We start from the raw sequence: 26,548 nt of genomic DNA, 5'->3' as shown, positions 1-26,548 counted from the left end.
TAGGGTATATGACAACTACTACAACAGTTAAATCTGATATTGAAATCGCACAAGAAGCAAGTATGAAGAAGATTCAAGAAATTGCAGCTAATTTAAATATTTTAGAAGAAGAACTAGAGCCATACGGACATTATAAAGGCAAGTTATCTCTTGATATTTTTAAGCGTTTACAAGATGAGAAAGACGGTAAAGTTGTTTTAGTAACAGCGATTAACCCAACTCCAGCAGGAGAAGGTAAATCAACAGTAACAGTTGGTTTAGGCCAAGCTTTTAATAAAATTGGTAAGAAAACAGTAATTGCACTTCGCGAACCATCTCTTGGACCAACAATGGGATTAAAAGGCGGAGCAGCAGGTGGCGGTTATTCTCAAGTAGTACCAATGGAAGACATTAACCTTCACTTTACTGGAGATATTCATGCGATTACAACTGCCAATAACGCATTAGCGGCGTTTATTGATAATCATATCCAACAAGGAAACACACTTGGAATTGATACGCGTAAAATCGTTTGGAAACGCTGTGTTGACTTAAATGATCGTGCCCTTCGTAATGTAGTAATTGGCCTTGGTGGACCGGTTCAAGGTGTACCACGTGAAGATGGTTTTGATATTACAGTAGCATCTGAAATTATGGCCGTATTCTGCCTTGCAACAGATATTCAAGATTTAAAATCACGTCTATCTCGCATTGTTGTCGCTTATAATTTTTCAAATCAACCTGTAACAGTTAAAGATTTAGGAGTAGAAGGAGCGTTAACACTTCTATTAAAAGATGCATTAAAACCGAACTTAGTACAAACATTAGAAAATACACCAGCTATCATTCATGGCGGACCATTTGCGAATATCGCTCACGGTTGTAACAGTGTTATCGCTACGACAATGGCAGCAAAATTAGGTGATTATGTTATTACAGAAGCTGGATTCGGTGCAGATTTAGGTGCCGAGAAGTTTTTAGATATTAAAGCACGTGCAGCTGGTATTAAACCAGAAGCGGTAGTTATTGTTGCGACTATTCGTGCGCTTAAAATGCACGGTGGTGTGGCGAGAGATCAATTAAAAGAAGAAAATGTAGATGCGTTAGCAAAAGGTATGGAGAACTTACAGAAGCATGTTGAAACAATTCAAAGCTTCGGTGTTCCTTTCGTAATTGCCATTAACAAATTCATTACTGATACAGATGCAGAAGTTGCATACTTACAAGAATGGTGCAATGAGCGTGGCTATGCAGTATCCTTAACAGAAGTTTGGGAGAAAGGTGGCCAAGGCGGAGTTGACCTTGCTGAGAAAGTGTTAAAAGAAATTGAAAAAGGTGAAAACAACTACGCACCACTTTATGAATTAGAATTACCATTAGAAGAAAAAATTCGTACAATTGCTCAAAAAGTGTACGGCGCAAAAGATATTGAATTTGCTCCGAAAGCACGTAAGCAATTAGCTCAATATGAGGGAGAAGGTTGGAGTAACCTACCGATTTGTATGGCGAAAACACAATACTCTCTTTCAGATGATGCAACAAAATTAGGTCGCCCATCTGACTTTATCGTTACAATTCGTGAATTAAAACCATCTATCGGTGCAGGGTTTATCGTTGCGTTAACAGGAACAATGTTAACAATGCCAGGCCTTCCTAAACAACCAGCAGCACTACAAATGGATGTAAATGAAGATGGAAAAGCAGTAGGTTTATTCTAAAAGGTTGTAATTCATCTCGTTTATCTGTAAACTATATATACATCAAGTGGCGCCTTTCCATCGAAAGGCGCCTGTTTTTTGGAGGAAATTATGTTTGATCCAACTGCTTTTGAAAATTTAAAGGTAATTGTGGAAGGAGCTGTCTATGATTTCGATTTACACGGTGATATTCTCGTAACGGATCGAAAAGATGTGATGGACCTTGCTTCATTAAGTCGTATGTATAGTATTTCATTTCAACTAACAGAAACATTTAAAACGATGGTTGAGGCGATATTTTCACTATCTGTTGATGCAAAGAATTTATCAGGTGAAATATTAGAAGTACCTCAGTTTATACCAGGTTGTGAAATGAAGCTGGAATTCTCGTTCGAAATGGAGCAACCAGAGATAGGATGCGAAGAAATTGAAACTTTATTGCATTCTATATGGGGAAAAGAGCGAATGATTACGCAAAAAATTTCATACGAATATAATAAGCAAGCGATTTCATATCATAATAAGGTAGAGGTTCTATTTCAAAAATCGATTACAGAAGACCATGTTGATGATTTAATAGCTGTTATTTCACACATGATAGAAACGGTGCGAACAATACAACATTTTCTTCAAAAATAGAGATAAAGGAGAAAAACAAATGATAAAAGATATGCAACCATTTTTACAACAAGCTTGGGAAAAGGCTGGTTTTAAAGAATTTACTGAAATTCAAAAACAAGCGATTCCAACTATTTTAGAAGGACAAGACGTTATTGCTGAATCTCCAACTGGAACAGGAAAAACATTAGCGTACTTATTACCACTTTTACATAAAATTAATCCTGAAGTTAAACAACCTCAAGTTGTAATTTTAGCGCCAACTCGTGAACTTGTTATGCAAATTCATGAAGAGGTTCAAAAGTTTACAGCAGGAACGGATATTTCAGGTGCGTCTTTAATTGGTGGTGCGGATATTAAGCGCCAAGTTGAAAAATTAAAGAAACATCCGAGAGTTATTGTCGGTTCACCAGGACGTATTTTAGAGTTGATTCGCATGAAAAAATTAAAGATGCATGAAGTGAAAACGATTGTATTTGATGAGTTTGATCAAATTGTAAAACAAAAGATGATGGGTGCTGTACTTGATGTAATTAAATCAACGATGCGCGATCGTCAATTAGTATTCTGCTCGGCGACAATAACAAAAGCTGCAGAAGATGCGGCACGTGATTTGACAGTTGAACCACAATTAGTACGTGTAACACGTTCAGAGGCACAGAGCCTAGTTGAACATACGTATATCGTTTGTGAGCGTCGTGAAAAAAATGATTATATTAGAAGAGTTATGCATATGGGAAATGTAAAAGCAGTTGCCTTCTTAAATGATCCATTCCGTTTAGATGAAATTACTCAAAAACTGAAGTTCCGTAAAATGAAAGCAGCAGCACTTCATGCAGAGGCAAGCAAACAAGAGCGTGAAGTAACGATGCGCGCGTTCCGTAGCGGGAAATTAGAAATATTACTTGCTACTGATATTGCAGCACGTGGATTAGATATCGATGATTTAACACACGTAATCCACTTAGAGTTACCAGACACAGTAGACCAATATATTCACCGCTCAGGACGTACTGGACGTATGGGTAAAGAAGGAACAGTTGTTTCTCTTGTAACAGAACAAGAAGAGCGTAAATTACTTCAATTTGCGAAAAAATTAGGTATCGTGTTTACGAAACAAGAAATGTTCAAAGGAACATTTGTAGAATCGAAACCACCAGCACCAAAGAAAAAGAAACCAGCTTTTACTGGTAAGAAAAAACCTAGATAAATGAATGGAAAGACGTAACTATGCCTACTGGTAAATTGTTTAACTTTGCTGATAGTGAAGGGAATTACTTTGCAGTAATGGGAAAAAATAAATAATTATATAGTTATGTGAAAATCCCCCTCGTAAATAATGAGGGGGATTAAATATTTGAAGTCAATTTTTTATTAACGAGTTGTTCTATAAAAAATGTTCCTTTTTCAATTGCAGTCTCAATATAACCAACGATTTGATCAAATGAAAACACTTGTAAGTTTTCGTGCAAGTGTTGCTCAGGATATAGCATATCTTCAAAAATATATTGCCGAAAAGCTAAAACATTCTTTCTAGAAATCTCCTCTATATTCACAATGTTAGCCTCTTGATTAAGTAGGGCGAAGAGCTGCTGTTCTTTATCGTAATGATGCAACAATTGTGCGTTCAATAATTTAAAATCGTTATAGTACATAGGTGCGATAGTTTCGTCGTTTTCTATTCTGTTTTTAAGCCAAGGTAGAAAAAAGCCGCTTAGCCAATTATCATCGGCAATGAGGTGGGTATAATAACCTAAAATATAAGGGGAATCCAGATGATCTTCGTATTTATGAATAAATGAATCATAATCTATTCTTCTCGTATAGTTCTTCGTTGTACCAGCGTAAAAATGTGAAGTTCCTTTTTCTTTTTTTGAATGAACAGCATCAGGAGCTACACCACCAAGTAAGAAAGAAGTTTTATCTTGAATAGATAGTTTCTCTGCAATACCGCTCGCGATAATGATATGCATAATTCGTGATCCCATGAATAACACCTCTATTTCATGTATTCATTTTAGGGAGCTGTCTGAACGTGTAGTATTACTTTCCCTGTACTTTGTCTACTTTCGACCCATTCATGTGCTTTCCCTGCATCTTGAAGAGGAAAAGATTTCGTAGCTTTAATTTGTAAACTTCCATCGCGTAAATAACGGAAAACTTGATTCGCAGTTTCTTGAAGCAATTCAGGACGTTTTTTCCGTGTAGTGCCAAAGCTGAAACCGAGTATAGAACGGCAACTTGCGTGTAAATCTTTCGTTTGAAAACTACCAACTTCTCCGCTAGCATTGCCGAAATGGACGAGACGACCGTAATAAGCAAGGCATTCTAAACTTCTTTCGGACACAGTACCAGAAATAGAATCTAAAATAATATTAACGCCTTCTCCGTTTGTAAGTTGATTTATCCTCTCTACAAAATCTTCATCTTGATGACATATAACATAATCAGCTCCAGCGTCTAAAGCGATTTTACTTTTCGCTTCATTTCCGACAATACCGATTACTTTTTTAGCCCCTAATAATTTTGCGAGTTGAATCGCGGTAGTACCAATTCCTCCAGCAGCGGCATGAATTAGAACAGATTCACCTTGTTGAAGCCTTGCAACATTTGCAAGTAAATTATAGCTTGTAAAAGATACGATAGGGCAAGCGGCTGCAGTTTTGAAATCAACTTCATCAGGTAATACGAAAGTAAGATTTTCGTTTGCGACAACGTGTTCTGCGTAAGATCCATTTAGAGGAAAAGCAATAACACGCTGTCCAGGATGAATATTTTTTACATGAGAACCAACTCGTTCTACAACACCAGCTACATCTATCCCTGGAATAAAGGGAAATGCTTTATTTCCTTTTTTACCATATCGAGATTTAATATCGGCGAAATTTACACTAGTAGCAACAACACGAATTAAAACTTGATTGTCTGAAATAGCCGGCATCTCCACATCTGTATATTTCATCACTTCAGGACCACCGAACGAAGTTACAACGATAGCTTTCATATACATCCTCCTAAATTTGAATATATATATTATTTTAAATCTTTATTAGAAATTGGAAAATTATATAATTGTTATGCAGGGTTATAAGTGAAGCTTATGAAGTCATTGCATCATTATATTAATTTATTTGAAAAAACTTTGAAAGAAATCGAACGAAATATCGTTTTCTTGCCAATATATAGTGTAGGACAAAGGAGGGATGGTACATGAAGGGGGAAACAGTGTATTCAGATTTAATCCAATTAACTTTATCAGGCAATAAAGAAGCATATAGCGAATTGTATGATAAAACGATTCAAGAAATATATAAGACAGCACATTTTTTAATAGAAGACAAAGCAGATGTAGATGATGTCGTTCAAGAAATATACATACAGCTATATGAATCGCTTCGTAAATATGATAGCGAGAAGCCATTTAGACCTTGGCTAATTGGACTTGCGATTAAACAAATTCATTCTTATAGAAGAAAGAGGTGGATGCGACTACGAATTGTAAAAAAAGCAGAAGAGCAAAGAAAACCAGTACAAATTGATTTTTCTAGCGATGTTGTAAGTAAAATATCAAATCAAAAATTAATCGAACTCATTCATAAGTTACCGTATAAATTGAAACAAGTTATTATCTTAAGATACTTACACGATTACTCTCAAGAAGAAGTAGCACAAATATTACATATTCCAATCGGTACAGTGAAGTCTAGAATTCATGCGGCATTAAAGAAACTACGTCAAAAAGAGCAAGTAGAAGAAATCTTTTTAGGAGAGGTAGGGAATGTGAAATGAGCTTAGATTATAGAGTTAGAGAATCTATACAAGAAGAAGCGAAGGGGATTATTGCCCCGCCGGAGTTAAAAGAAAAAGTAATTGTTCAAATAAAAATGAAGAGCGGGGGAAGTAAAAGGAAGAAGCGCCTTATCGCAGGAGTGCTTGCAGCCGCATTTTTAATCCCAACGACTGGTTTTGCTTACCAATCTATTATGGCGGATGGTATATACGGATCTTTTGAGAACTTAAAAAAACATGCCGGAGCTATAACATTAGAAGGATACATGCGTTTTAATGCAAAGTTATCACAAGCGAAAGACGAAATGGGTGCGAAGGAATATGAAGAGTTTACAAAAGAACTAAAGAAATTAACAAATGCAAAGCTTGAGTACGGGGATTCGAACGGTAATATTGATTATGATCAATTATCACCAGCTAAAAAAGAGGAAATGAAAAAGGTAGAAATGGAACTTCAGCCGTATTTTGATAAATTAAATGGCCATAAATCTAGTAAAGAAGTATTAACTTCAGAAGAGTATGAACAATATATGGAAGCGTTAATGTCATATCAAACTGTATTAGTAAAAGCGAAATCGAGTGGTGGGATAACAGTAGAAGGAGTACCTGAAGCGTATAAAGAAAGATTTATTAAAGCAGAACAGTTTATGGAGTATGTAGATGAAAAGGTGAGATAAGTAAAAAGGCTCATAGCTTAAGCTGTGAGCTTTTCTTATTGAAACGTAAATATATTAGCCACCTATTCCTTTTGCTAGCAATAAGAAATATACAAATATTAGTATGACTCCATTTAATGTCGTACCAATTATTTTAAATAGCCAATTCTTTGATGCGATCGCAAAAATAATACCGAGTAATGAAAGAATACTTAGAAGCACAATAATTAATGTTAAATTTGCATTAGGCCCTCTTAAAACAAAGAAAGAACATATACTTGTGATAAACGTTAGAAACGAGAAAGTCCCTAATTTCATAATAAGTCTCCCTTGTTTGAAATGTATTTTGATTTAGTGCACGACTTACTTTAGTTTAACATAAATTCCCTATTATCAATTAAATATATGAACAATAAAAAACGAGTATAAAATCTATGCGATTTCATACTCGTTTTGTTATTACTTAAATTTCCTTACCGCATGTATAGCAACTCTTATAAGGAGTATTGCACTTATAAATAACCCACCATAACCAACGGCACTTAAAAATTGAACATTAGGTTCTTTTGCATACAAGTCAGGGGCAGAATTCCCTTGACTTGCTTAATAAAGTGAAAATGAGAAATCACTTAGTTATATTCCTTACTATTCTCCTTGTCTTTTTGTATCAAACAATCTAAAAGTGAGTAACCAGCTATTAAACTAATAATGGTAACGAAAGTTGTATTCACAAGAATAATATTAGTTAAATAAGGTAGGTATTTGCCAACTGGTGAAAAGAGTAGGGCTGGAGAAAAGGAAATGAATAGTGTTGGCAACGTAATAGCGATAAATTTATCCGGCTGAAAGCTCCAGTTTTGTTTGCTCGTTTCGCGATTAATGGATTGTAGGAATCGTAATAAAATGCCGAACAAAAGAGGGAAGAGTGTAAAGTAGAATAACCTTGGATAAAAGTTAAAGTTCACTTGCGCGTCTGTTTCTAAATAAAATTGAATTTTTACTCCTACAAATAATAATAAGATGATAAATAATGTAAAGCAGAGGTAAAGTATCAATTTTTGCATTCCATTCCACCATCCTTTATTAAAAAATATATTCAAAAAAAGAAGAGATATACAATAACTACTGTTATATATCTCTTCTTTTACTGTTAGTTGATAGTGGATTTGGATTTCTCTTGATTCGTGAAATAATCAATAATTCCCATCGCGCTAATTTCTAAATCAAGATGTAAAATGTTATAAACAGAATGATTGGATGGAACATTTAACTTTGTAAGATGAGAAGAGATTTTATCCATTAATAAAGTTTGTAATGCTTTAGTAGCCTCATCGAAATCATTATACTTTTCAAAGACCTCTTTACCAGTATGAACGAAAACAGGTAACCAATGTTCAAGTTGGTTATATACTTCTGTAACATTGGATGATGCGCCGTAATGACCGAAATAAATAGTATCTACATTCATACTTTGAATATGATTTTTAGAAGCAATCATCGCATCTGGCTGGAATTGTGAAGGAGACGTTGATGGTAGATATAGTTCTACATCAAGGTCTGCGAGTTCTCTATAATAAATTCCTATTGTATCGCCAGTAAAAATGCCGTTTGTTAATGAATCGTGAATGCTAATATGGTGCTTCGCATGTCCCGGTGTATCATAAAATGTGAGTGTACGGTCTTCTTCAATTTTTAATGTATCACCATTTTGTACAATATGAACACGTTCTTCTTCAATTGGAAGAATTGGATCAAAAAGTTTATCAAAATCTTCTTTGTACACAGCTTTTGCGCCAAGAATTAGTTTTGTTGGATCAATCATATGACGAGCCCCGCGCGGATGCACAAATAGAGTAGCATTTGGGCACTTTTCCATCATTAACCCTGCTGCGCCTGCGTGATCTAAATGAACATGTGTAACGATAATGTTTTTTACATCATTTAAATTAATATGTAATTGCTGTAAGCCGTCTAAAATATAGGGAAGAGAAGGGGCCGCACAAGTTTCAATTAAAGTAATATCGTCACCTAATAAAACGTATGTACCTGTGCGTTCATCATGTTGTAAGTCATAATCATCAATAAGATATAGATGAGAAGATAGTTGTTCTACTTTTTTCATACTTACCACTCCTTATATACGGTATGTATCTATTATACGCTAAAAATAGAAAAAGACAGAAAACGAAAGCTCGTCTTCTGCCATTTTGTAATGTAGTTATTTCGTTTGTTCTTTATTGATAGACATAACGAACAGTCCAACAATGCCGCCAACGATCGGAAGCATAATTTCTCCTGCTAAATTAAAGTAGGAGCTTAAAAATAAACCATTTACATCGATTACCCAGCCAATCACATACAATAACATCATATATAGTACGAAATAAAACTCGCGATTTGAAATCGTTTCATGTTGTGCAGTTTTCATAATGAACACCATCCTTTTCTATTATAATGGAAATATAAACTGTCACATTTTGTTCACAAATTAATTGTAAAACTTTCCATCGTAAAAGTCTAGTATATTGTGTCGAATTTTCGAACGAAAATAAAGCGCTATCATTCCGGTATGTGAGTACGTAATAAGAGCTGTATATTCACGAATGTAGTATAGTATAAACATAGAATGATAGTGAAGAGAGGGGTATGAACAATGACAGTTTATGATTTTTCAGCTAAAACAATAACAGGAGAAGAAAAATCGTTAAAAGATTACGAAGGAAAAGCACTTCTTATTGTAAATGTAGCTAGTAAATGTGGATTTACACCACAATATAAAGGGTTACAGGAAGTATATGATAAATATAAAGACCAAGGACTAGAAATACTCGGTTTCCCTTGTAACCAATTCGGAGGACAAGAACCTGGTACAGAAACGGATATTACTAGTTTTTGTGAATTGAACTACGGTGTGAACTTCCCGATGTTTGCAAAGATTGATGTGAAAGGTGATAAAGCTCATCCTCTGTATACATATATGACAGAACAAGCACCAGGTTTACTCGGTATGAAAGCAGTGAAATGGAACTTTACTAAGTTTCTAATCGGAAAAGACGGGAAAGTAGTAGGACGTTTTGCGCCGCAGACGAAGCCGGTGGATTTAGAGGTTGGGATTGAGAAGGCACTTGGGAATAATTAGGATTTTCACTTTGCTAAAAAACACCTCAAAGAACAAAGTAGCTCTTTGAGGTGTTTTCTTTAAACTCACATTATCAAGATTAAATCACTCTATCGTAGTCGTTTGATTTAGGCAGAGAAGCTGCTTTTTTCATAAGCACTTCCCATAAGTGTACGGATGTCTTCCATTCGGCTGCGGCCTGTTCCTTTTGATACATAGCGTTCTCATAACTGAAAGTAAGTTGTTGCATATCGGCCGAATTGTAAAGTGTATCGATGTGGAGAGCGTATTCTCGGAATGTTTGACTTTCACCCCGTGGTATGCCGATTCTCGCAAATTGTTTTAAAAGTGCACCGTAAGCTTTTTGATAAACAGCATCATCTTTTCGGTATTTATAGAAAAGAATAATAAAAAATGTAATCCATTTCATTCTAGTGGTGAAGAGAATGTATCCGATGATACTAATCGGTATCGTAGAGAGGAATACGTACCACCAAGAAAAATCATTTTTGGAATTTGTGATCTTTTTAGTAGAGGCTTCTTCTGTATTTTCTATTAAACTTTTGAGCTTTGCTTCATTGTTCCGTTGGTGTATTGGCTCGTTATTAGAATTATTTATTTCGTTATTTTGTGAAGTAGAAGCAGGAGTATTATTTGTAAAATTATAGGGATTGGTAAATCCTTTTGTTGGTTCGAATGGAATCCATCCGTATCCTGGGAAATATACTTCGACCCAAGAGTGTGCGTTATTGTTCGCGATTTTATAAACATTCTCACCTTCTGTACTAGCAAGTGTATTCTCAAGAGTTCCTTCTGTATAGCCTTTTACCCAGCGAGCGGGAATCCCAGCAGAACGAAGTAACACGATCATAGACGTCGAAAAATTATTACAGTAGCCGCTTTTTGTATCGAAAAGGAATTGATCTACATAGTCTTGGTTTTTGGCAGGGTATAAGACATTCATTGTTTCGTATACAAAAGAATTGTCTGTGAAGTAATTTTCAATAGCTAATACTTTGTCATATCGGTTGCCTTTATCATTTGTAAGATTAACAGCTAAGTCTCTTACTCGCTGCGGTAATGATTCGGGAAGTTGTGTGTACTTTGTCATGAAATAAGGACTTGTTTCATGACCTTCATTCGTTTTTACAGATTTCAAATTTTCTATGGAAAACTCCGGAATCTCATATGTTACTTTATACGAATTTAAAGTAGTAGAAGAGTCTCCGTGCATCGTATAGATTTTTTCTGAAAATGGGTCAACGCTGTATGATACATCAGAAGAAGCATCAACAGATACTAATCCTGCTGGATAGGTAAGGTGAGGATAACTTTTTTGCATGGTGATTGTTGCTTCGGTTGTAGCCGTTTTTGTATTTTGTTCGTACCAACTCACGACGTCGTTTTTATTTTTAAAAGAAACCTTTTTCGAATTTTCAGAAACCTCCCAGCCTTTTCCTGTATAAAAATCTTTTGTTTCTACTCTCCAATATTGTTTGTTTTGCGTTTGTGCTGTAAAAACAATTGTATTATCGGCCTTAAAAGGGCCACCTAATTGCGAGTCATATAAACCATACCCAATTTTAGAAACTTCTTGTTCTTTACTTGCTTCAGATGTGTTGAATTTTAAAAAATTCATTGGGTTTGGCCATTGAGGGCCAAATTTTGGAGCGAAGTATGCGATGGTTGCTGACAATACAATAAATATTGTAAGAGGTCTAAGTAATTTTGAGATTACTCTAGCATAATTTTGTAAGTGTTCAATCTCTTTTATTCGTTCTATTTGAAGAAGACTAAGCATAAAAAAGCCGATGACAACAGTACGAATAATAGCGTAGTTTGCATTGTATAAATGTAAGTTATGAAAAGTTGTGATATAAATAATAGTCAATGCAAGAAATAACAACCCACGTTTTTTATGAATAACCCAAAAAGAGCTGAAAGAACTCAAAAACCAAAATGATAGAAAAAATAATAATGTTGGAAAAACTGGAGAAATATCTAGCAAATCCCCCTGGAAAAACAGAGAGGAATTTCGAGAAATATCAGCAAAAAATTTTGTTAGCCAAGATGGATTTATAAAAGCATTTTTATAATACAGGAAATGAATGATGAATAAGATCGTGACGATCTTTATTGGAATCTGCCACCTTGTTTGAAAAAAGAGAGAGTGAAGCAAATTCCTATAAATATTACAAAAATATCTAATCTACCTACGTTTGTAATACCTATAAGGGGTCTTAGCCATTCTAGTAAAAGTAAAAATGCGCATGCATGCATGAAGAATCTGCTCATATCCCATTTGTATTTTGTTTGTAATGTTATCATTTGCTCACCTCAAAAAAAGCGTTTGTATACCGGTTCCCATAAACCACATTTACAAATATTTTTCGTTTTTGTAGAGTTTCTAGAATACTTAGTTCTCGATGGGAGAGTTGATTTGCTTTTTCTTTCACGACAAACACCATTAATTTTCTGTTTTTTATAGCAGCAAAATTAGCCGCCTTTTGAATATCGGGAGAAAGATCGCTTGTCACGAGTATAATTGTTACGGGCTCATAAATTTTTCTTAATTCCATTTCTACACTCCGGGAGAGCGGGAATATACTGTCTGCTTGCACTTTCGCTAAATGACAAAAGATTTGTTGCAACTGAGTATCTCCATTGTTTAAAGGGAAAATAGTTTGTTCTTTTCCGACAGACACGAATGACGCTGGTGAATTTTGCTTCAAGACAGCCCTCACAATAGAGGCAGTAAACGTTACGACTGATTCGAATAGAGGGGACTCAGTTCTGTCCATGAATATCATGATATTATGGCTGCGCTGTTGTTCAAACTCTTTCGTCATAATATTGTTTGTTCGGGCAGTTGCTTTCCAGTCAATCCATGAAAAGCGGTCACCAGGTTTATAGTCTCTGACACCGACAGAGATTGTAGAGTCTTTTGCTAAATTTATATTTGCTGAAAGCGCTCCTTGTTCGAAATGATTTTCCAATTGTCGATATGTTATATCTACGTACTGGGGATAGATTAAAAATGTATCTGGAACTGAAAAAGTTACTTCTTTCTCCATCATACCGAATAGATCACCAGTTTTGACACGTACACTTGAAAAAGTGTGCTCTCCTCTAGGGATTGTGTCAATAACATATTGAAACGAAATATTCCGTTTGAATCCTGGAAAGAGTATTACCTTATTCACCTTCGTTTGTCTACAATTTGTAAATTGTGATGGCAGTTCATCTTCTATAATTAAATAAAGTAAGGGAAAAGGAAATCTTCTTTTTATTGTAATGGTGCTTAAAAATTGTTCTCCTGCTGCATATTCATTTTGGTTTGTTATTCGTTTTACTTCAGCGTCTCGTAAAGCGTAGAAGGGAAGTAGTAGTGAATAAAGGCCAATAGGAATCGTACTGTAAAACAAAAACCAACTTACAAATCCTCCTTGAAGCATAGCGTATACAAATGTTAAGACTAGGCATAGAGGTATTAGCAATAACTTCGTAACGTGATATAGTGCTCGTAGTAGTCGTTTCATCAAAGGTTTTTCGTCCTTTGAGTCGGCACGGTAGTTCGTGCAACGATTTTGGCGATAACTTGTTCTCCTGTTATTCCTTCAAATCTTGCTTCCATTTTTAGAATGAGTCTGTGAGCTAAAACGTAAGGAGCTAAAAATTTAACATCGTCTGGAATAACATAATTTCTGCCATGGATGAATGCATAAGCTTGTGAAGCTTTCATTAAAGCGATTGAGCCGCGTGGACTTGCACCTAGCTGTATAGAACTATAAGAACGAGTCTGAGTAACAAGCCTTACAATGTAATGCTTGATTGCTTTGTCCATGCTTACTTCCCGTACGCTTTGTTGTAAATAAAGTAATTCTTTTATTGTAGTAATAGCTTGTAAATGAGAGAGTGGATTTGTTTTTTCCATCCGGTTTAAAATTTCAAATTCTTCTTCTGGTGTAGGATATCCCATTCTTAGCTTCAACAAGAAACGATCAAGCTGAGCTTCTGGTAAAGGATATGTTCCCTCATATTCGACCGGATTTTGTGTAGCCATTACAAAGAAAGGTTTTGGTAACGATCTTGTAATGCCATCTATTGTGATAGTGCCTTCTTCCATACTTTCAAGTAAGGCAGATTGTGTCTTTGGAGATGTACGATTAATTTCATCAGCAAGTACAAAATTCCCCATAATCGGTCCAGGCTTGAACTCAAATTGGAGTTCTTTTGGATTATAAATAGAAACACCTGTTACATCTGACGGCAGTAAATCAGGTGTGAATTGAATACGCTTGTAATCGGCATCAATGGATTTAGAAAGAGCACGTACTAGCATTGTTTTCCCGACACCGGGAACATCTTCTAATAGTACATGACCTTCAGCTAAGAGAGCTGTCAAAGCTAAGATCGTTTCTTTTCGTTTTCCGACCATTAATTTTTCAATATTGGTGATTATTTTTTCTACTATGGGATGTAATGAATCAAGCTGGGGCATCGTAATCCTCCTAATTTTATTATCGTTTCTAATTCATTTAGTGAAAAATAGAATTTATCCCTCTATTTGCGAGTAGTAAAACTCTTATCTTGAATTCTAAGAATATTCAGATTATTTATTTCGATTACATCTAGTATAATTGTTTCCGTAACCAAGGGCAATACAGTAAATAATGATTTCTAGTTTTATGTGAAAAGAGAAGCGAATGGGAAATTTGGTTATATGGGTAGAGAGGGAGGAGAAGTGTAAATATTTTTCACACAAATAGAACGCAGGATATAAGCATGCATACTTATGTCCTGCGATTTATTTATCCCACTATTTTCCAGATCGTAAAACTCCCGCCTTAAAATTCGGCTGGAGCAAAGAAGTTAGGTGGAAGCCCTGCTGCCCGTAAACGCCCGATTGGTGCGGGCTAATTATAGTTTCACTTTATGCTTTCGTAATTGCACGTGGAAATAAAATGTTATTTTCTAAATGAATATGTTCAAACAAGTCAGATTCAAGAGCTTCAAGGCGCTGGTAAACAAGGCGATAAGTGCCGCAAGCTCCTTCTGGCGGAGTAAAGTCATTTGTCACCTTACGAAGTTCTTTAATAATATTGCCAGCGTGGTCATGCTCACTTTCTAATTCGCCTACTACTATACGTAATTTTGCAAAATTTTCATCAGTCGGATTTTGTTCAAATGCTAAAATTAATGGGAAATCTTCGGTTTCTTCTTTAATTAAATGCTGTTCTAATTCAATTTTAAGTTCATGAAATAGCTTATGAATTTGAGCTAAATGAGGCTGACTAGCCCCATGAACGCGTAATACTTTCGTCACATATGGGCTTAACTGTGGCAATGCTTCATTTAAATAGCGATGATGCTTATTTATAACATAATCAATCAATTCTTGATAAGAAGCATTTTTCCAATCAATTTCAGATTCGTTTAATAGTTTCGTTTTATGATAAAGCGTATTTAACTCTGTGATTACCTCTGATGCTGATAAATTTCTTTCATTAATTGCATCAATAAGTGGTCTATTTCCACCACAACAAAAATCTATTCTATATGATTTAAAAAGATCACTAGCTTTCGGAAATTGTGTTACAATCTCACCGATAATTGAAGTTTCAGTAAATGTATGTTCCATATGAAGACCTCCATAAAGTTTAAATGTAATATCTAAATCAAGAATAGCGATAAATTAAAATCAATGTGGTGATTTAAATCACTTATTATGTGTCATTTTTGAGAATAATAAAAGGAGTTTTATTTAAGTAAGAGGAAGCGTAATTCGTCGCAATACTTTACGATAATAAAAAAGAAGCTTAGTAGAAGCTTCTTTTTTATTACTATCTTTCACACGCAACTCCATCGCCATCACGATCAAGTTTAGAGCTATATCCTGGTTGGTCTCTATATAATGGGGCTTTCCCAGCATTTTTAACTTCAGTACAATTTTTGAAATATGTATTACTATTGTTTCCAGCAGCCGGTTGTGTTTGAGTTTGCTGTGCTTTTTGTTGTTCCTGTTGGACGCGAGCTTGCTCGGCAGCTTGACGTTGTTGTTCTTCTTGTTGTTTGCGAGCTTGTTCAGCAGCTTGACGTTGTTGCTCTTCTTGTTGTTTGCGAGCTTGCTCAGCAGCTTGACGTTGTTGCTCTTCTTGTTGTTTACGGGCCTGTTCTTCAGCTTGAGGCTGTTGCTCTTCTTGTTGTTTACGGGCCTGTTCTTCAGCTTGACGCTGTTGCTCTTCTTGTTGTTTACGAGCTAGTTCTTCAGCTTGACGTTTCTCATCTTCTTGCTTACGAGCTAGTTCCTCAGCTTGACGTTTCTCATCCTCTTGCTTACGAGCTAGTTCCTCAGCTTGACGTTTCTCATCTTCTTGCTTACGAGTTTTTTCGTCCGCTTCTTTCTTTTCTAATTCCTTTTTCTTTTCGTCATCTTTTTTCTCTTCACTATTAGAAGCGACTTGTTTATTAGTTGCTTTCGTTTTTTCAGAAGAAGGACTTGAAATACCTGATAGCGCAACAAAAATGACAAATAAAACAGCTGTAATTATAAATTGTTTTTTTGCTACACCTGTTTTCTTAATAACAGATAATATTGCAAGAACAAGGAAAAATATAAATAGAATGAAACTTAAAGTAGAAAAAAATTCGACGACTGGGTGTTCAGATTTTGTTGTGCCGGTCACCATTAAGATAATTGAAATCATAAAAAGAATAACAGTTGGACGACCATATTGTTTTGCTTTTCCATTTTTCTTAAAGAATGAAATGATACATAAGATTAAAAGAATGATAGCAATCAAAAATAAAGCTACACCAATATTACTCAAAATAGCCATTTTCATACCTCCATTTGTAAGATTTTCTTTATTGATTATATAAGAATTCATTGGAAATTACAGGGTTTTTAATAAAATAAAAAGATTTATATTATTTTTAATAGATAAACAAACATTTATTTTATATATAAGGAAAAATAGATTTAATTCCTATTACATTTTGAAAAGATTTTCATAGATTATAGTATCTCATTTGAAAGGAGGAGATTTGAATGGAATTTCAATTATTAGTGAATTGCGTGTTACAAGAAGGGAGTGCTTACTTTTTAGTAACAAAAGTAGACGATGTTATTACGTTGAAAGTGCCAATTACAGCAGGAGTAGCAGGTTTATTCTTAGCTTTAGGTGTACCAAGATGTTCTTAATTTAGCTTTTGATAGTAAAAGGATGAGGGACAAGCCTTCCCCTTTTACTATTACATAATTTTTTTATGTAAACTAAATAAGACTTTTTAAGTTTTTTAATATTATTTTTGCCATAGCACGTTTAAAACGGACATGCATATACTATAATGTTTCATTGGCCTTTGATGATGAACGATAGTTTTAAAAAGTGTATCGAAAGTAGAAGTGATATTCTTTTCAATAATGAAAATAGAAGAGGTGCTAGTATATATGAAAAGACGAACGTATGATATTCCAGTCGTATTACGAAGAGAATGGTTTTTAATAGAATTAGCGCATTTAACAAAAAAATATGGGATTGAAATAGCAACTAGTAAAATAGAAGATGCACCATTTCTAAGAGATCAAGTTACAGAATTCAAAATAGGAGCGGGTTTGCAATACGATAAATATGATGATGAGTACATCATCGAGTTTTAAACAAAGAAGCTGCGTATAAAAGGTTATTAAAGAGACCTTTTATACGCAGTTTTTTTTGTAAAGAGAAAGCTTTATTGAGAAATATTCAAAACGCTTATTGTAAAAAGGAATGAAGAAATGTTGAGAGAATAACGTTTGATAAGAAAGGAATGCGGCTATTAATTTCTTATTATATTGTAACGTAAAAGTAATTGATTAAATGGAATTTAAAACAATTGGTGTTCAACGGAATGGCAGCGTTTTCTTTCAGGAGAAAAAGGGGGATGTTAATGGGAATTATGAAAAGGAGTATCGCATTATTTATTGTACTTTGTTTTATGAGTCCGCTGGTTTTTAGTGCAAATGTACACGCGGAGGTTGTAACAGAGCTTAAGACTGGCTTTCCAAATCAAGAAGTATTTACTCCTGGAGAATGGTTTTTAGGTCAGAAACCTGCTAATTATGATGAGAATAAAACACCAATTCTCTTTGTACAAGGAAGAAATGGTAATGCGGATAGTTGGTATGGAAAGACAGTATATCATGAGATGAATGATATGTACGATTATGCTTTGAAAGCAGGCTATCAAACTGTATTTATTCAATTATATGATGCCGCGGGGAAAGGATCCGCTAGCCAATGGGACAATGGAAAATTGTTAGCACAAAAGCTTGAAGAGATTTATAATCATTTTGGCAAAAAAGTAAATATTGTAGCTCACAGTAAAGGTGGTATTGATACACAAGCTGCGTTAGTTGGATATGGAGCGAATCGATTTGTTGGAAATGTTATTACGCTTGCCACTCCGCATTACGGATCCAATTTAGCGGATTTATCATATAGTTGGTGGGCAGGATGGCTTGCCTCTATATTAGGTCAAAAAGATGATGGGACATATTCATTGCAAATAGGTGAAATGGCAAAGTTTCGTTCTACAATAGATAATAATCCTGCAGCTAAATTAAACCGTTACTATACGGCTACTGGGACAAGCTGGGGACCTGTTTTTTCAGCACTATCTATGGGCGGGTTGTATTTGTCATCATACGGTTCTAATGATGGATTGGTGAACGAATGGAGTGCTAAGTTACCATATGGAACACATTTATTTACAGATTCACGATTTGATCATGATAATATACGAAAAGGTTCAGCCGTTTTCGCACGAATTGAACCATATTTACGGACAGTAAATGTACCAGTACCAGCTTTATTAGCCCAGAGCAATAGTTCAGAGGATAAGGTAGAACAATTAAACACAACTTCTAATCAAGCTATTTTAGGAGGAGAGTTGTCACAAAATGAGTGGGTAGGACAAACTGTCGCAGTTGATAAAAAAGCAGAAGGGGTAGTTTCTATTTTAACAGCTTCTTCAGATGTAGAAATACAACTAATATCTCCAAAAGGAAAAGTTTATACAAATAAAGATAGTGCTGTATCTACTGGTGAAGGTGAATCTCTCTTTAAAGGAGCCACTATAAGAACATTTAAATTTGATAAAATGGAAGCAGGAGAATGGCAAGTTAAAATGATGGCGAAGCAGCCGAAAGATGCATATTTAATCGTGACCGATTACAAAAAAGATGCTCCGTTCGTCCTTCAAATGCCGGCAAAGGTTAAAGTAAATAAAGCAGAGTATAAACTCAAAAAATCACCTGTAGCTCCAGAAATGAAAGGCGATCTTTCAGTAACAGTACGAGTAATTAATAAAGATGGAAAATTAGTTTCTGAATCAAATGAATCGAAAAACATTAATACAACTACATTTACAGGTGCTTTGAAAAATATAGAACAGCCAGGTGTATATAACGTTACAATTGATATGAAAGGAATGAATAAGGAAGGACAACCTTATAATCGTACGATAGTTAAATCGGTTTATGTGGAGAAGTAGGAAAGAATGAATCGGTTTTAATAAAAAAAGTGCCGAATTCTTGTGGAAGAAGGATTTCGGCACTTTTTCATGTTTATTAGATGAATAGAAAAGTGAAATAGGAGTTTATGTTCTATAAGAGGACGATAGGAATCAAAAAAACGTTATGCAATAAAAAAGATGCTGAATTAGCATCTGAATGTGAGGGAATAGTATTAACTTAGTTTTGTAACTGTTAATTCAACTGAATTTATACCATTATCACAAGTTACAATACTTTGATGATTGAAACCACTATTATTTCTAAGTTGAAGAGTTGAATTAGCAGGCACCGTAACAATAGTTTCGCCAACTAGTTGAAGGCATTCGTTATTTGATGAAGTATTCATTTGAAAAGCGAAATCACCTTGACTATTAGCAAGTGGATTATTATTTAAAAATATAGTTATGACTGGAATATGGGGAAATACAGGATTTAACGTAGTGTTAATACTTGAAATGAAAGAAATTCTATAATCACCAGCTTTACTAAATTGTATAGTAGTCGGATTTAATAAGGAAACTCCTCCTGCGAAAGGGCCAACGTGATTAAACGGAAAAGAACCGCCAAAAGGAACAGTTATAAACTCAGTTTGCCAAAAAGTGCCGTAAGCAGGCTTAGATGATTTATGTGAATGGTCGCATGAACATTTTTTATACGAACTGGAAGATTGATGGCACGAACATTTTTTATATGAACTAGAAGAAGAGTGGCATGAAGATCTTTTATATGAACTTGAAGAATGATAGTATGAACCCAATATATTACCTCCTATTATTAATAAATGTATAACACATAGTAGTTTATGCAATCGAAAAGCAATTGGCGTGTATACTTGTCCATATATAAGGTAATAGATTTGGGATAAAAAGCTAGCATAATATAAAGTGCTCTAATGAGGAGATATAGTTTTCAAAAAAATGGAGTTAGAATATTCTATGTAATGAATTTTGGAGAAGAAAAAGGATGAATATTTAGCAGATAACTCTATCCAAGGTTTTAAAATGTTGAAGTATTTAAACTTTAAGATAGTATATCGCCAAAGTAAAGAAGAGAAGTATTTAAAGGACAGCATTTTAGTGAAACAGAGAAATGGATAAAGCGATGATTAAGTTTTTAACTTAGTCGTCGCTTTTTATTTATGTAGTTGTGCAGGAAGAAGGCAAAAAATATCGAATGAATGTAATTATACAGAATTGTTTGTATTTATTTCGAATAGTAGTTAAAGATACGTTAGTTATATTTCAAACAGTAAGAAAAGAGAGATTAAATAATAGAGGGAGCAACTTACATGGAAAATATATTAAAGGTATCCTCAAAATCAAGTCCGAATTCAGTGGCAGGTGCAATAGCGGGCGTACTAAGAGCAAGTGGCAAAGTAGAAATCCAAGTGATTGGAGCTGGTTCTTTAAATCAAGCGATTAAAGCAATTGCGATTGCAAGAGGTTTTGTAGCTCCAAGTGGCATTGACTTGGTTCTTGTTCCAGCGTTTCAAGAGGTTACTATCGATAATCAAGAAAGAACAGCAATCAAATTAATTGTAGGTCCTAGAAGGAGAAGATCTTAATAGCGAGCATTAATATAAGGGGATTTGAAAAGGTCAATAGACTCCAAAAAGTTAGACACGTTATTTCATTTGACAGTTCCTTGGGCGTGGATACAGTATTGTGCCGGATTTATGACTTTTAATTCCTCTTTATATTTAGCGGGTTTTTCTAGAAACTTAAAAATGCCAAATCCTTTGTGACATAAGGGATTTGGCATTTTTGAGGTTTTTATGTTTTTTAAAATCAACAATTCTAAAACTGCTCATTCTTCTCCCAAGATTCAACGATATAGTATGAGAAACCTTATTATATCAAGGTTTGTAAGTTGTGATTTACCTCGATGCTTACATTTTGCTCACATTAAATCTGTTCATTTTTTATCAGGTGTTTTCATTAGATTTTATTATGCTCTCGAAGTTTTCTGCTGCTTGTTGCTGCATATTCTGTGTGATGTGACTATACTTGTCTAAAGTCATTTGAATAGATGAATGCCCTAAGCGATTTTGTACGATTTTAGGGTGTTCCCCAGCCTGAAGCATGAGTATGTCGTAAGTCGTGTATACGAAATCCGAGGAACACCAGCTTTTTTATAGTGATCATTTAAGAAGCAATGAGGAGCATCTATATGTAAGGGCGAATGTATCATATTGCCGGTGAAAATAAATGCCTCTGCATTCAAGTGTATACCCCAGCGGAAAAATTCTTTCTTTTTATAGGAGTAGTAGGATTGTAACTTCTCTATAACAAAAGAAGAGATACTAATGCTTCTATTTGAAGACTTAGTTTTTGTAGCAGTTTTAAATAGTCCTTTTTCTGTTTTTACAAGTGATTTATTAATCAGGATACGTTTATTATCAAAGTCAATATCTTTCCACGTTAGTGCAAGTAATTCTCCACGTCTCATACCTGTATAGATTGCGAGTAAGAAGAACATATGGTACTTAATATTTTTTTCTTTTAGATACTGGAGGAATCGATTACATTCTTCACTAGACCATGTTTTCATCTCGCCTTGCTCTTCACGTGGTTTTTTAACCTTATTCATTATATTATCATGTATGCTTTCACATTCTACAGCGTGTTTGAAAATACATCTTAGGCAGCGGTGGATATTGCTGATTGTACCATTTGATAGTCCTTTTTCCTTAAGTTCAGCATAGTAGCTTTGAATCATTACGGGTTTAATACGTTTAATCTTTTTATAACTAAATGGGGGAAGGATATAGAGCCTAACAACGTGATATGATCCCCTTATAGTAGACAGGAAAAAGAAAGCACATTAACCTGTTTACTATGGAGGGGATTTTTTTATGGGAAAAATTAGAGTCACTTACGATGTAGAATTTAAGAAAAAAGCTATAGATTTATACTTAAAAGAAGGCATGAGCTATAAAACCATTGCGAAAGAATTAGGTATTCATCACTCAGTTGTAAGTCGTTGGGTGAAACACTTTGAAGCTGAAGGAATCAAAGGACTAGAAGAAAAACGCGGTAAAGCGAAAGGACCAGGCTTAGGTAGGTAGACCAAGGGTTAGACCCGAAGATCCTGAAGCTAAGATCAGACGATTAGAAGCGGAAAATAAAATGTTAAAAAAGCTCTTAGGGATGTAAAAGGAGGAATGAAAGTCGTATCCAAAACGAAAAAATTCGAAGTCATCCATGAAATGACAAAAAGAGGTTATACAGTGATCATTCTATGCGATATTGCTGGTGTAACCAGAAGTGGGTACTACAAATGGATAACACGGCATACGACGCCTTCAAAAAAACAATCAGAGGATATCGAAATTAAGAAAAAGATATTGGAGTGTCATAAAAAATTAAGAGGAATTTATGGATATAGAAGAATACAAGTGTGGCTGAAAGCCACATATAACCTTCATTTGAATCATAGGCGCATCCAAAGATTGATGAGCGAACTAGGTATCAAAGCCGCGATTAGGAAAAAACGACCCTATTACGGAAAAAGAGAAGCTTATGTGATTTCAGAGAACCATCTAAATAGGGAGTTTCAAGCTTCAAAACCGAATGAGAAATGGGTAACCGATATTACCTATTTGATTTTCAATGGACAGCGCTTGTACTTATCCGCTATTAAGGATTTATACAATAATGAAATTGTTGCCTATGAAACCAGTCGTAGAAACGACTTAAAACTTGTGTTAGATACACTTAAAAAGGCAAAGGAAAAACGAAATGTGAAGGGAATCCTCTTACATAGTGATCAAGGATCCCAGTATACATCTCGTCAATATAATCAATTACTTAAAAAATATCAGATGAAGGCAAGTATGTCTCGAAGAGGCAACTGTTGGGATAATGCTTGTATGGAAAACTTCTTCAGTCACTTTAAGGCAGAGTGTTTTCATTTATACTCCTTCCGTAAAGCGAATGAGGTCAAACTTGCCGTGCGTAAATATATGCACTTTTATAATCATCAAAGATTTCAAAAGAAATTAAATAACCTGAGTCCATATAAATATAGAACTCAGGTTGCTTAGTTGCGCTTTTTAAATACTGTCTACTTGACAGGGGTCACTGCAAAAGCTAACTGCTTGTTAAAAAAAAAATCCACTCTAGGTTATTAACTGCTAGAGTTTCAAGAAATAAATGATTAAATTAATTTAATTTTTCAATTACAATCGAAGCATTTATATTCGTTTGTGTTCCACCTGCCAAAGTCTGCAAAGTAACTGCAGCAGCGGAAGTATGATTATTAAGGGTAATAATATCACCTGCAGCTAAAGCGAGAATTGTTTGGCCGTTGTTTGGTTGAGTCCCTGCACCTGATCCATAAACTGCGCTGGTAACCGGAGCGCCATTTAAAAAAAGTGTGAATTGATTAGGCTCAACTCCTGATACAGAAAAAGAAATTTTATAATCTCCTGAATTAAGAACCATTAATTGAGAAGTTCCCAGCGTATGAGTAAAACCAGATGTCATTCTACCATGTGAATTAAAAAGAATAGGTGCTTCTAAGGCAACAACTTGAGCTGCTGTATTGAAAACATAAGCATAATGAGATAACCCAGATACTGTAAGTCCGGTAGGTCCAGTAGGCCCAGTAGCTCCAACAATTCCTGATAATCCGGTAGGTCCGGTAGGCCCCGGAGGTCCACCAGAAGGTCCAGTTGCTCCAGTTATGCCGGTAGGTCCAGTAGGTCCTGGAGGTCCACCAGAAGGTCCGGTTGCTCCGGTTATGCCGGTAGGCCCAGTAGGCCCCGGAGGTCCACCAGTTCCTGGCAATCCGGTAGGTCCAGTAGGCCCTGGAGGTCCACTAGAAGGTCCGGTTACTCCAGTTATGCCGGTAGGCCCAGTAGGCCCCGGAGGTCCACCAGTTCCTGGCAATCCGGTAGGTCCAGTAGGCCCTGGAGGTCCACCAGTTCCTGGCAATCCGGTAGGTCCAGTAGGCCCTGGAGGTCCAGTAGGCCCCGGAGGTCCACCAGAAGGTCCAGTTGCTCCGGTTATGCCGGTAGGCCCAGTAGGCCCCGGAGGTCCACCAGAAGGTCCGGTTACTCCAGTTATGCCGGTAGGTCCAGTAGGCCCTGGAGGTCCACCAGAAGGTCCGGTTACTCCAGTTATGCCGGTAGGTCCAGTAGGCCCCGGAGGTCCACCAGAAGGTCCAGTTGCTCCGGTTATGCCGGTAGGCCCAGTAGGCCCCGGAGGTCCACCAGAAGGTCCGGTTACTCCAGTTATGCCGGTAGGTCCAGTAGGCCCCGGAGGTCCACCAGAAGGTCCAGTTGCTCCGGTTATGCCGGTAGGCCCAGTAGGCCCTATTTGAGGCAAAGGAAAGGAACATGGAAAGGGTATGTGACAATTCTTTTTAAATTTACTCATTTTTACACCCCCTTATAAATTAACTAACAATTTATATTTATACTTTAACAACTTATGAGTAAACAGACACACGGGTGTAAGGAAAAAACCTACAATAATTACATAAAAGGTTTTAAGAGCAAGCCTTTATTTCACATTCCATACCAAAAAGAGCACTATATATAAGTGCTCTTCGGATCAAAGCTCTTAGTGTAAAAGAGTACGTGATACCAAATGTAATTTTTTCATGGGCGTGAAGTATTTGAACAAAAAAGCTATTTTAGTAGGGAACAAGTTTAAAAGACCCTGGTTGACACAGGACCTTTTAAAAGGGGACAACACTTGACATGTTAATAATTTTGACTGAAAGTTACTTTCATATTACCATTATTAGGATTTTAATTCCAATAATGGTTGTTGAGAAATAAAAAATTATTTGGCACAACAAAGCAGCTAGCTCAATCAGCTAACTGTCTGTTGTACAATTTTAGAAGTTTCACTGGATACAGATATATGTTGTAACAAAAAGTTACAACTATAGTATAAACAAATATCAAAATATTATGTATGAAAGAAAACTAAATAAAAATTTCATTTTGTCACAAATAACAGAGCAGTTAGCTCAGTCTAACTGCTCGATACAGAGGTGATAATCTAGATGTATAGATATTATATGCTGAGTTATTTATTGTACTCGAGGAGAAATAAAGAATATGTACTTATTGGGGAAACGCAGTTAAAGAATTCTTCAAGAAATAAGAACAAAATAAAAGAGCAGCTAGCAAAAACTAACTGCTCCAAACAGGGATGTAACTCTAGATGTATGTATAGTACCGACGAAATATTGAGTTTTATTCAGGAGGGAGAGAAGTAGGCCATTGACATGAAGATGCTCCAATACATATCTTGCAAGTAGTAAATTAATGACGGGGTAGATTGAGAATGGATGATCCGATTAAGGAGATAGTTGGCGCATGGTTTGTTGCATTAGGGACAATTATTGCTGCGATTGGGAGTACACCTTTAAAAAGATTGAACAGTGAATTAAGAAAAGATTTGAGCGTATGGGGGAATGTATTACAGGCAACGGGGAATGGTCTGGAAGCTGATGGACAAGGAGAAATATCCCTTGAATTGATTGGGAACGAAATCCAATCAATTGGTAATGTAACGGTTCTAACAGGACTCATTATAGAATTTGAAGATGAAACAAAAAAAAAATTAGTGATTGCAGGAAATTGGATACAAGCATTAGGTGGTGTTACATCAATAGGTGGGGAAATAGAGGATAGTTCCAATATGGATGAATCGTATATCATTATCGGGAATGTGTTACAAGCGACTGGTAATTCATTACAGGCAATAGGTGGAATAGATGAATTGAAAGCTAGTCGGGATAAAGTGGAGGGAATTTCGGAAGACGATGAGGAGGATGGGCAGCTTATAGTGATTACGGGGAGTTGGGTCCAAGCGGTCGGTTCAGTAGTTTCATTAATCGGTCAAATAAGAGAAGAAAGCCAAGAGATAGAAGAAAGTATTTCATAGAGGACTTAATAAAATAATCCTTTTCTAATAACAAAGTTACTAAAATATGAGAAAATGATATAATAATACCAATTAAATATTTAGTCCTACTGGAAGAACCAGCGGACATCAAACTATAAAGAGTATTAGTGATATTGCTCTGTAGTTTGGTGTCCGCTTTTTGGCAGTATATGTGCCGATTGTTTTGGAATTAGCATGTTATAGTTGTATTGTGAGTAGTAGGGGAA

25 protein-coding genes and 4 pseudogenes are annotated in these 26,548 nt (G+C 35.5%); 15 read left to right on the top strand and 14 right to left on the bottom strand.

Annotated features, from left to right (window positions below):
- Nucleotides 1-8: 8 nt before the first annotated feature.
- From JFU20_RS04615 to JFU20_RS04600, 4 genes and pseudogenes are all read left to right on the top strand, one after another.
- Entirely contained in the window at nucleotides 9-1,697 is a 1,689-nt protein-coding gene (locus JFU20_RS04615) for a formate--tetrahydrofolate ligase (protein WP_002031556.1), read from the top strand.
- 90 nt (nucleotides 1,698-1,787) lie between these two features.
- The gene (locus JFU20_RS04610) at nucleotides 1,788-2,315 is read left to right on the top strand and encodes a hypothetical protein (RefSeq protein ID WP_002012514.1); all 528 of its coding nucleotides are present in this window, start codon (nucleotides 1,788-1,790) and stop codon (nucleotides 2,313-2,315) included.
- 19 nt (nucleotides 2,316-2,334) lie between these two features.
- Complete coding sequence (locus tag JFU20_RS04605; protein ID WP_002012513.1) at nucleotides 2,335-3,504, top strand: DEAD/DEAH box helicase; 1,170 nt, start codon at nucleotides 2,335-2,337, stop codon at nucleotides 3,502-3,504.
- 14 nt (nucleotides 3,505-3,518) lie between these two features.
- Nucleotides 3,519-3,599: pseudogene (locus JFU20_RS04600) on the top strand (VOC family protein); the annotation flags it as partial.
- A gap of 44 nt (nucleotides 3,600-3,643) precedes the next feature.
- Here the strand turns inward: JFU20_RS04600 and JFU20_RS04595 are convergent.
- Nucleotides 3,644-4,282, bottom strand: coding sequence for a zinc dependent phospholipase C family protein (locus JFU20_RS04595; protein ID WP_002135913.1), 639 nt, complete (start codon nucleotides 4,280-4,282; stop codon nucleotides 3,644-3,646).
- A 29-nt stretch (nucleotides 4,283-4,311) separates the two neighbouring features.
- Nucleotides 4,312-5,298, bottom strand: coding sequence for a quinone oxidoreductase family protein (locus JFU20_RS04590; RefSeq protein ID WP_002165915.1), 987 nt, complete (start codon nucleotides 5,296-5,298; stop codon nucleotides 4,312-4,314).
- 206 nt (nucleotides 5,299-5,504) lie between these two features.
- Between JFU20_RS04590 and JFU20_RS04585 the strand changes: the two genes are divergently transcribed.
- Both JFU20_RS04585 and JFU20_RS04580 read left to right on the top strand, forming a co-directional pair.
- On the top strand, nucleotides 5,505-6,083 hold the full coding sequence (locus tag JFU20_RS04585) for a sigma-70 family RNA polymerase sigma factor (RefSeq protein ID WP_002165914.1): 579 nt from the start codon (nucleotides 5,505-5,507) through the stop codon (nucleotides 6,081-6,083).
- Nucleotides 6,080-6,760, top strand: a complete 681-nt coding sequence (locus JFU20_RS04580) for a DUF3600 domain-containing protein (RefSeq protein WP_002165913.1) — start codon at nucleotides 6,080-6,082, stop codon at nucleotides 6,758-6,760. Before JFU20_RS04585 ends, JFU20_RS04580 begins: the two co-directional genes overlap by 4 nt.
- A gap of 54 nt (nucleotides 6,761-6,814) precedes the next feature.
- Here JFU20_RS04580 and JFU20_RS04575 read toward each other — a convergent pair whose 3' ends face one another.
- The 4 genes from JFU20_RS04575 to JFU20_RS04555 form a co-directional block, all read right to left on the bottom strand.
- Nucleotides 6,815-7,057 (bottom strand): hypothetical protein, encoded by a 243-nt coding sequence (locus tag JFU20_RS04575; protein ID WP_002165912.1) that lies wholly within the window; start codon nucleotides 7,055-7,057, stop codon nucleotides 6,815-6,817.
- A 311-nt stretch (nucleotides 7,058-7,368) separates the two neighbouring features.
- The gene (locus tag JFU20_RS04565) at nucleotides 7,369-7,803 is read right to left on the bottom strand and encodes a hypothetical protein (protein WP_002012503.1); all 435 of its coding nucleotides are present in this window, start codon (nucleotides 7,801-7,803) and stop codon (nucleotides 7,369-7,371) included.
- Between the two features lie 86 nt (nucleotides 7,804-7,889).
- Nucleotides 7,890-8,861, bottom strand: a complete 972-nt coding sequence (locus tag JFU20_RS04560; RefSeq protein ID WP_201038374.1) for an MBL fold metallo-hydrolase — start codon at nucleotides 8,859-8,861, stop codon at nucleotides 7,890-7,892.
- 96 nt (nucleotides 8,862-8,957) lie between these two features.
- Complete coding sequence (locus JFU20_RS04555) at nucleotides 8,958-9,167, bottom strand: DUF3925 family protein (protein WP_002127081.1); 210 nt, start codon at nucleotides 9,165-9,167, stop codon at nucleotides 8,958-8,960.
- 225 nt (nucleotides 9,168-9,392) lie between these two features.
- Between JFU20_RS04555 and bsaA the strand changes: the two genes are divergently transcribed.
- Complete coding sequence (gene bsaA, locus JFU20_RS04550) at nucleotides 9,393-9,878, top strand: glutathione peroxidase (RefSeq protein ID WP_201038373.1); 486 nt, start codon at nucleotides 9,393-9,395, stop codon at nucleotides 9,876-9,878.
- Nucleotides 9,879-9,957: 79 nt separating this feature from the next.
- Here bsaA and JFU20_RS04545 read toward each other — a convergent pair.
- The 5 genes and pseudogenes from JFU20_RS04545 to JFU20_RS04525 all read right to left on the bottom strand — a co-directional run bounded on the left by JFU20_RS04545 (nucleotide 9,958) and on the right by JFU20_RS04525 (nucleotide 16,696).
- A pseudogene (locus JFU20_RS04545) lies at nucleotides 9,958-12,185 on the bottom strand (transglutaminase TgpA family protein).
- Complete coding sequence (locus JFU20_RS04540) at nucleotides 12,182-13,396, bottom strand: DUF58 domain-containing protein (RefSeq protein WP_002012497.1); 1,215 nt, start codon at nucleotides 13,394-13,396, stop codon at nucleotides 12,182-12,184. The pseudogene JFU20_RS04545 and the gene JFU20_RS04540 overlap by 4 nt, the downstream one beginning before the upstream one ends.
- Complete coding sequence (locus JFU20_RS04535) at nucleotides 13,396-14,358, bottom strand: AAA family ATPase (protein WP_002165909.1); 963 nt, start codon at nucleotides 14,356-14,358, stop codon at nucleotides 13,396-13,398. The genes JFU20_RS04540 and JFU20_RS04535 overlap by 1 nt, the downstream gene beginning before the upstream one ends.
- 432 nt (nucleotides 14,359-14,790) lie before the next feature.
- Nucleotides 14,791-15,498 carry an iron-sulfur cluster repair di-iron protein gene (ric, locus tag JFU20_RS04530; RefSeq protein ID WP_002012495.1) on the bottom strand — a complete coding sequence of 236 codons (708 nt, stop codon included), beginning with the start codon at nucleotides 15,496-15,498 and terminating at the stop codon, nucleotides 14,791-14,793.
- Between the two features lie 202 nt (nucleotides 15,499-15,700).
- Nucleotides 15,701-16,696, bottom strand: a complete 996-nt coding sequence (locus tag JFU20_RS04525; protein ID WP_033715747.1) for an excalibur calcium-binding domain-containing protein — start codon at nucleotides 16,694-16,696, stop codon at nucleotides 15,701-15,703.
- 212 nt (nucleotides 16,697-16,908) lie between these two features.
- On the opposite strand from JFU20_RS04525, the gene exsG reads away from it, so the two are divergent.
- From exsG to JFU20_RS04510, 3 genes are all read left to right on the top strand, one after another.
- Complete coding sequence (gene exsG, locus JFU20_RS04520) at nucleotides 16,909-17,061, top strand: exosporium protein ExsG (RefSeq protein WP_002165907.1); 153 nt, start codon at nucleotides 16,909-16,911, stop codon at nucleotides 17,059-17,061.
- 249 nt (nucleotides 17,062-17,310) lie between these two features.
- A complete protein-coding gene (locus tag JFU20_RS04515; protein WP_002085943.1) occupies nucleotides 17,311-17,520 on the top strand; it encodes a hypothetical protein in 210 nt (69 codons plus the stop codon).
- 263 nt (nucleotides 17,521-17,783) lie between these two features.
- Nucleotides 17,784-19,394: a lipase family alpha/beta hydrolase gene (locus JFU20_RS04510; RefSeq protein WP_002165906.1), complete on the top strand. Its 1,611-nt coding sequence runs from the start codon at nucleotides 17,784-17,786 to the stop codon at nucleotides 19,392-19,394.
- A 194-nt stretch (nucleotides 19,395-19,588) separates the two neighbouring features.
- Here the strand turns inward: JFU20_RS04510 and JFU20_RS04505 are convergent, their stop codons facing one another.
- A complete protein-coding gene (locus tag JFU20_RS04505; RefSeq protein ID WP_002165905.1) occupies nucleotides 19,589-20,173 on the bottom strand; it encodes a hypothetical protein in 585 nt (194 codons plus the stop codon).
- A gap of 190 nt (nucleotides 20,174-20,363) precedes the next feature.
- On the opposite strand from JFU20_RS04505, the gene JFU20_RS04500 reads away from it, so the two are divergent.
- Complete coding sequence (locus JFU20_RS04500) at nucleotides 20,364-20,513, top strand: hypothetical protein (RefSeq protein WP_002012544.1); 150 nt, start codon at nucleotides 20,364-20,366, stop codon at nucleotides 20,511-20,513.
- Between the two features lie 191 nt (nucleotides 20,514-20,704).
- On the top strand, nucleotides 20,705-20,980 hold the full coding sequence (locus JFU20_RS04495) for a stage V sporulation protein S (protein WP_002035358.1): 276 nt from the start codon (nucleotides 20,705-20,707) through the stop codon (nucleotides 20,978-20,980).
- A gap of 360 nt (nucleotides 20,981-21,340) precedes the next feature.
- On the opposite strand, the pseudogene JFU20_RS04490 reads toward JFU20_RS04495, so the two are convergent.
- Nucleotides 21,341-22,197: pseudogene (locus JFU20_RS04490) on the bottom strand (tyrosine-type recombinase/integrase); the annotation flags it as partial.
- A 73-nt stretch (nucleotides 22,198-22,270) separates the two neighbouring features.
- Between JFU20_RS04490 and JFU20_RS04480 the strand changes: the two are divergent.
- Together JFU20_RS04480 and JFU20_RS04475 are read left to right on the top strand one after the other, a co-directional pair.
- A pseudogene (locus JFU20_RS04480) lies at nucleotides 22,271-22,571 on the top strand (transposase).
- Between the two features lie 8 nt (nucleotides 22,572-22,579).
- Nucleotides 22,580-23,461: an IS3 family transposase gene (locus JFU20_RS04475; RefSeq protein WP_002012550.1), complete on the top strand. Its 882-nt coding sequence runs from the start codon at nucleotides 22,580-22,582 to the stop codon at nucleotides 23,459-23,461.
- 118 nt (nucleotides 23,462-23,579) lie between these two features.
- On the opposite strand, the gene JFU20_RS04470 is transcribed toward JFU20_RS04475, so the two are convergent.
- The gene (locus JFU20_RS04470; RefSeq protein ID WP_201038372.1) at nucleotides 23,580-24,797 is read right to left on the bottom strand and encodes a BclA C-terminal domain-containing protein; all 1,218 of its coding nucleotides are present in this window, start codon (nucleotides 24,795-24,797) and stop codon (nucleotides 23,580-23,582) included.
- A gap of 921 nt (nucleotides 24,798-25,718) precedes the next feature.
- On the opposite strand from JFU20_RS04470, the gene JFU20_RS04465 reads away from it, so the two are divergent.
- The gene (locus JFU20_RS04465) at nucleotides 25,719-26,321 is read left to right on the top strand and encodes a DUF6944 family repetitive protein (protein WP_002012554.1); all 603 of its coding nucleotides are present in this window, start codon (nucleotides 25,719-25,721) and stop codon (nucleotides 26,319-26,321) included.
- Nucleotides 26,322-26,548 lie beyond the last annotated feature (227 nt).

Source organism: Bacillus sp. TH30 (assembly GCF_016650875.1).
GTDB lineage: Bacteria > Bacillota > Bacilli > Bacillales > Bacillaceae_G > Bacillus_A > Bacillus_A mycoides.
The sequence above is the reverse complement of the archived record's forward strand: the minus strand, read 5'-3'. Positions and strand labels throughout refer to the sequence as shown.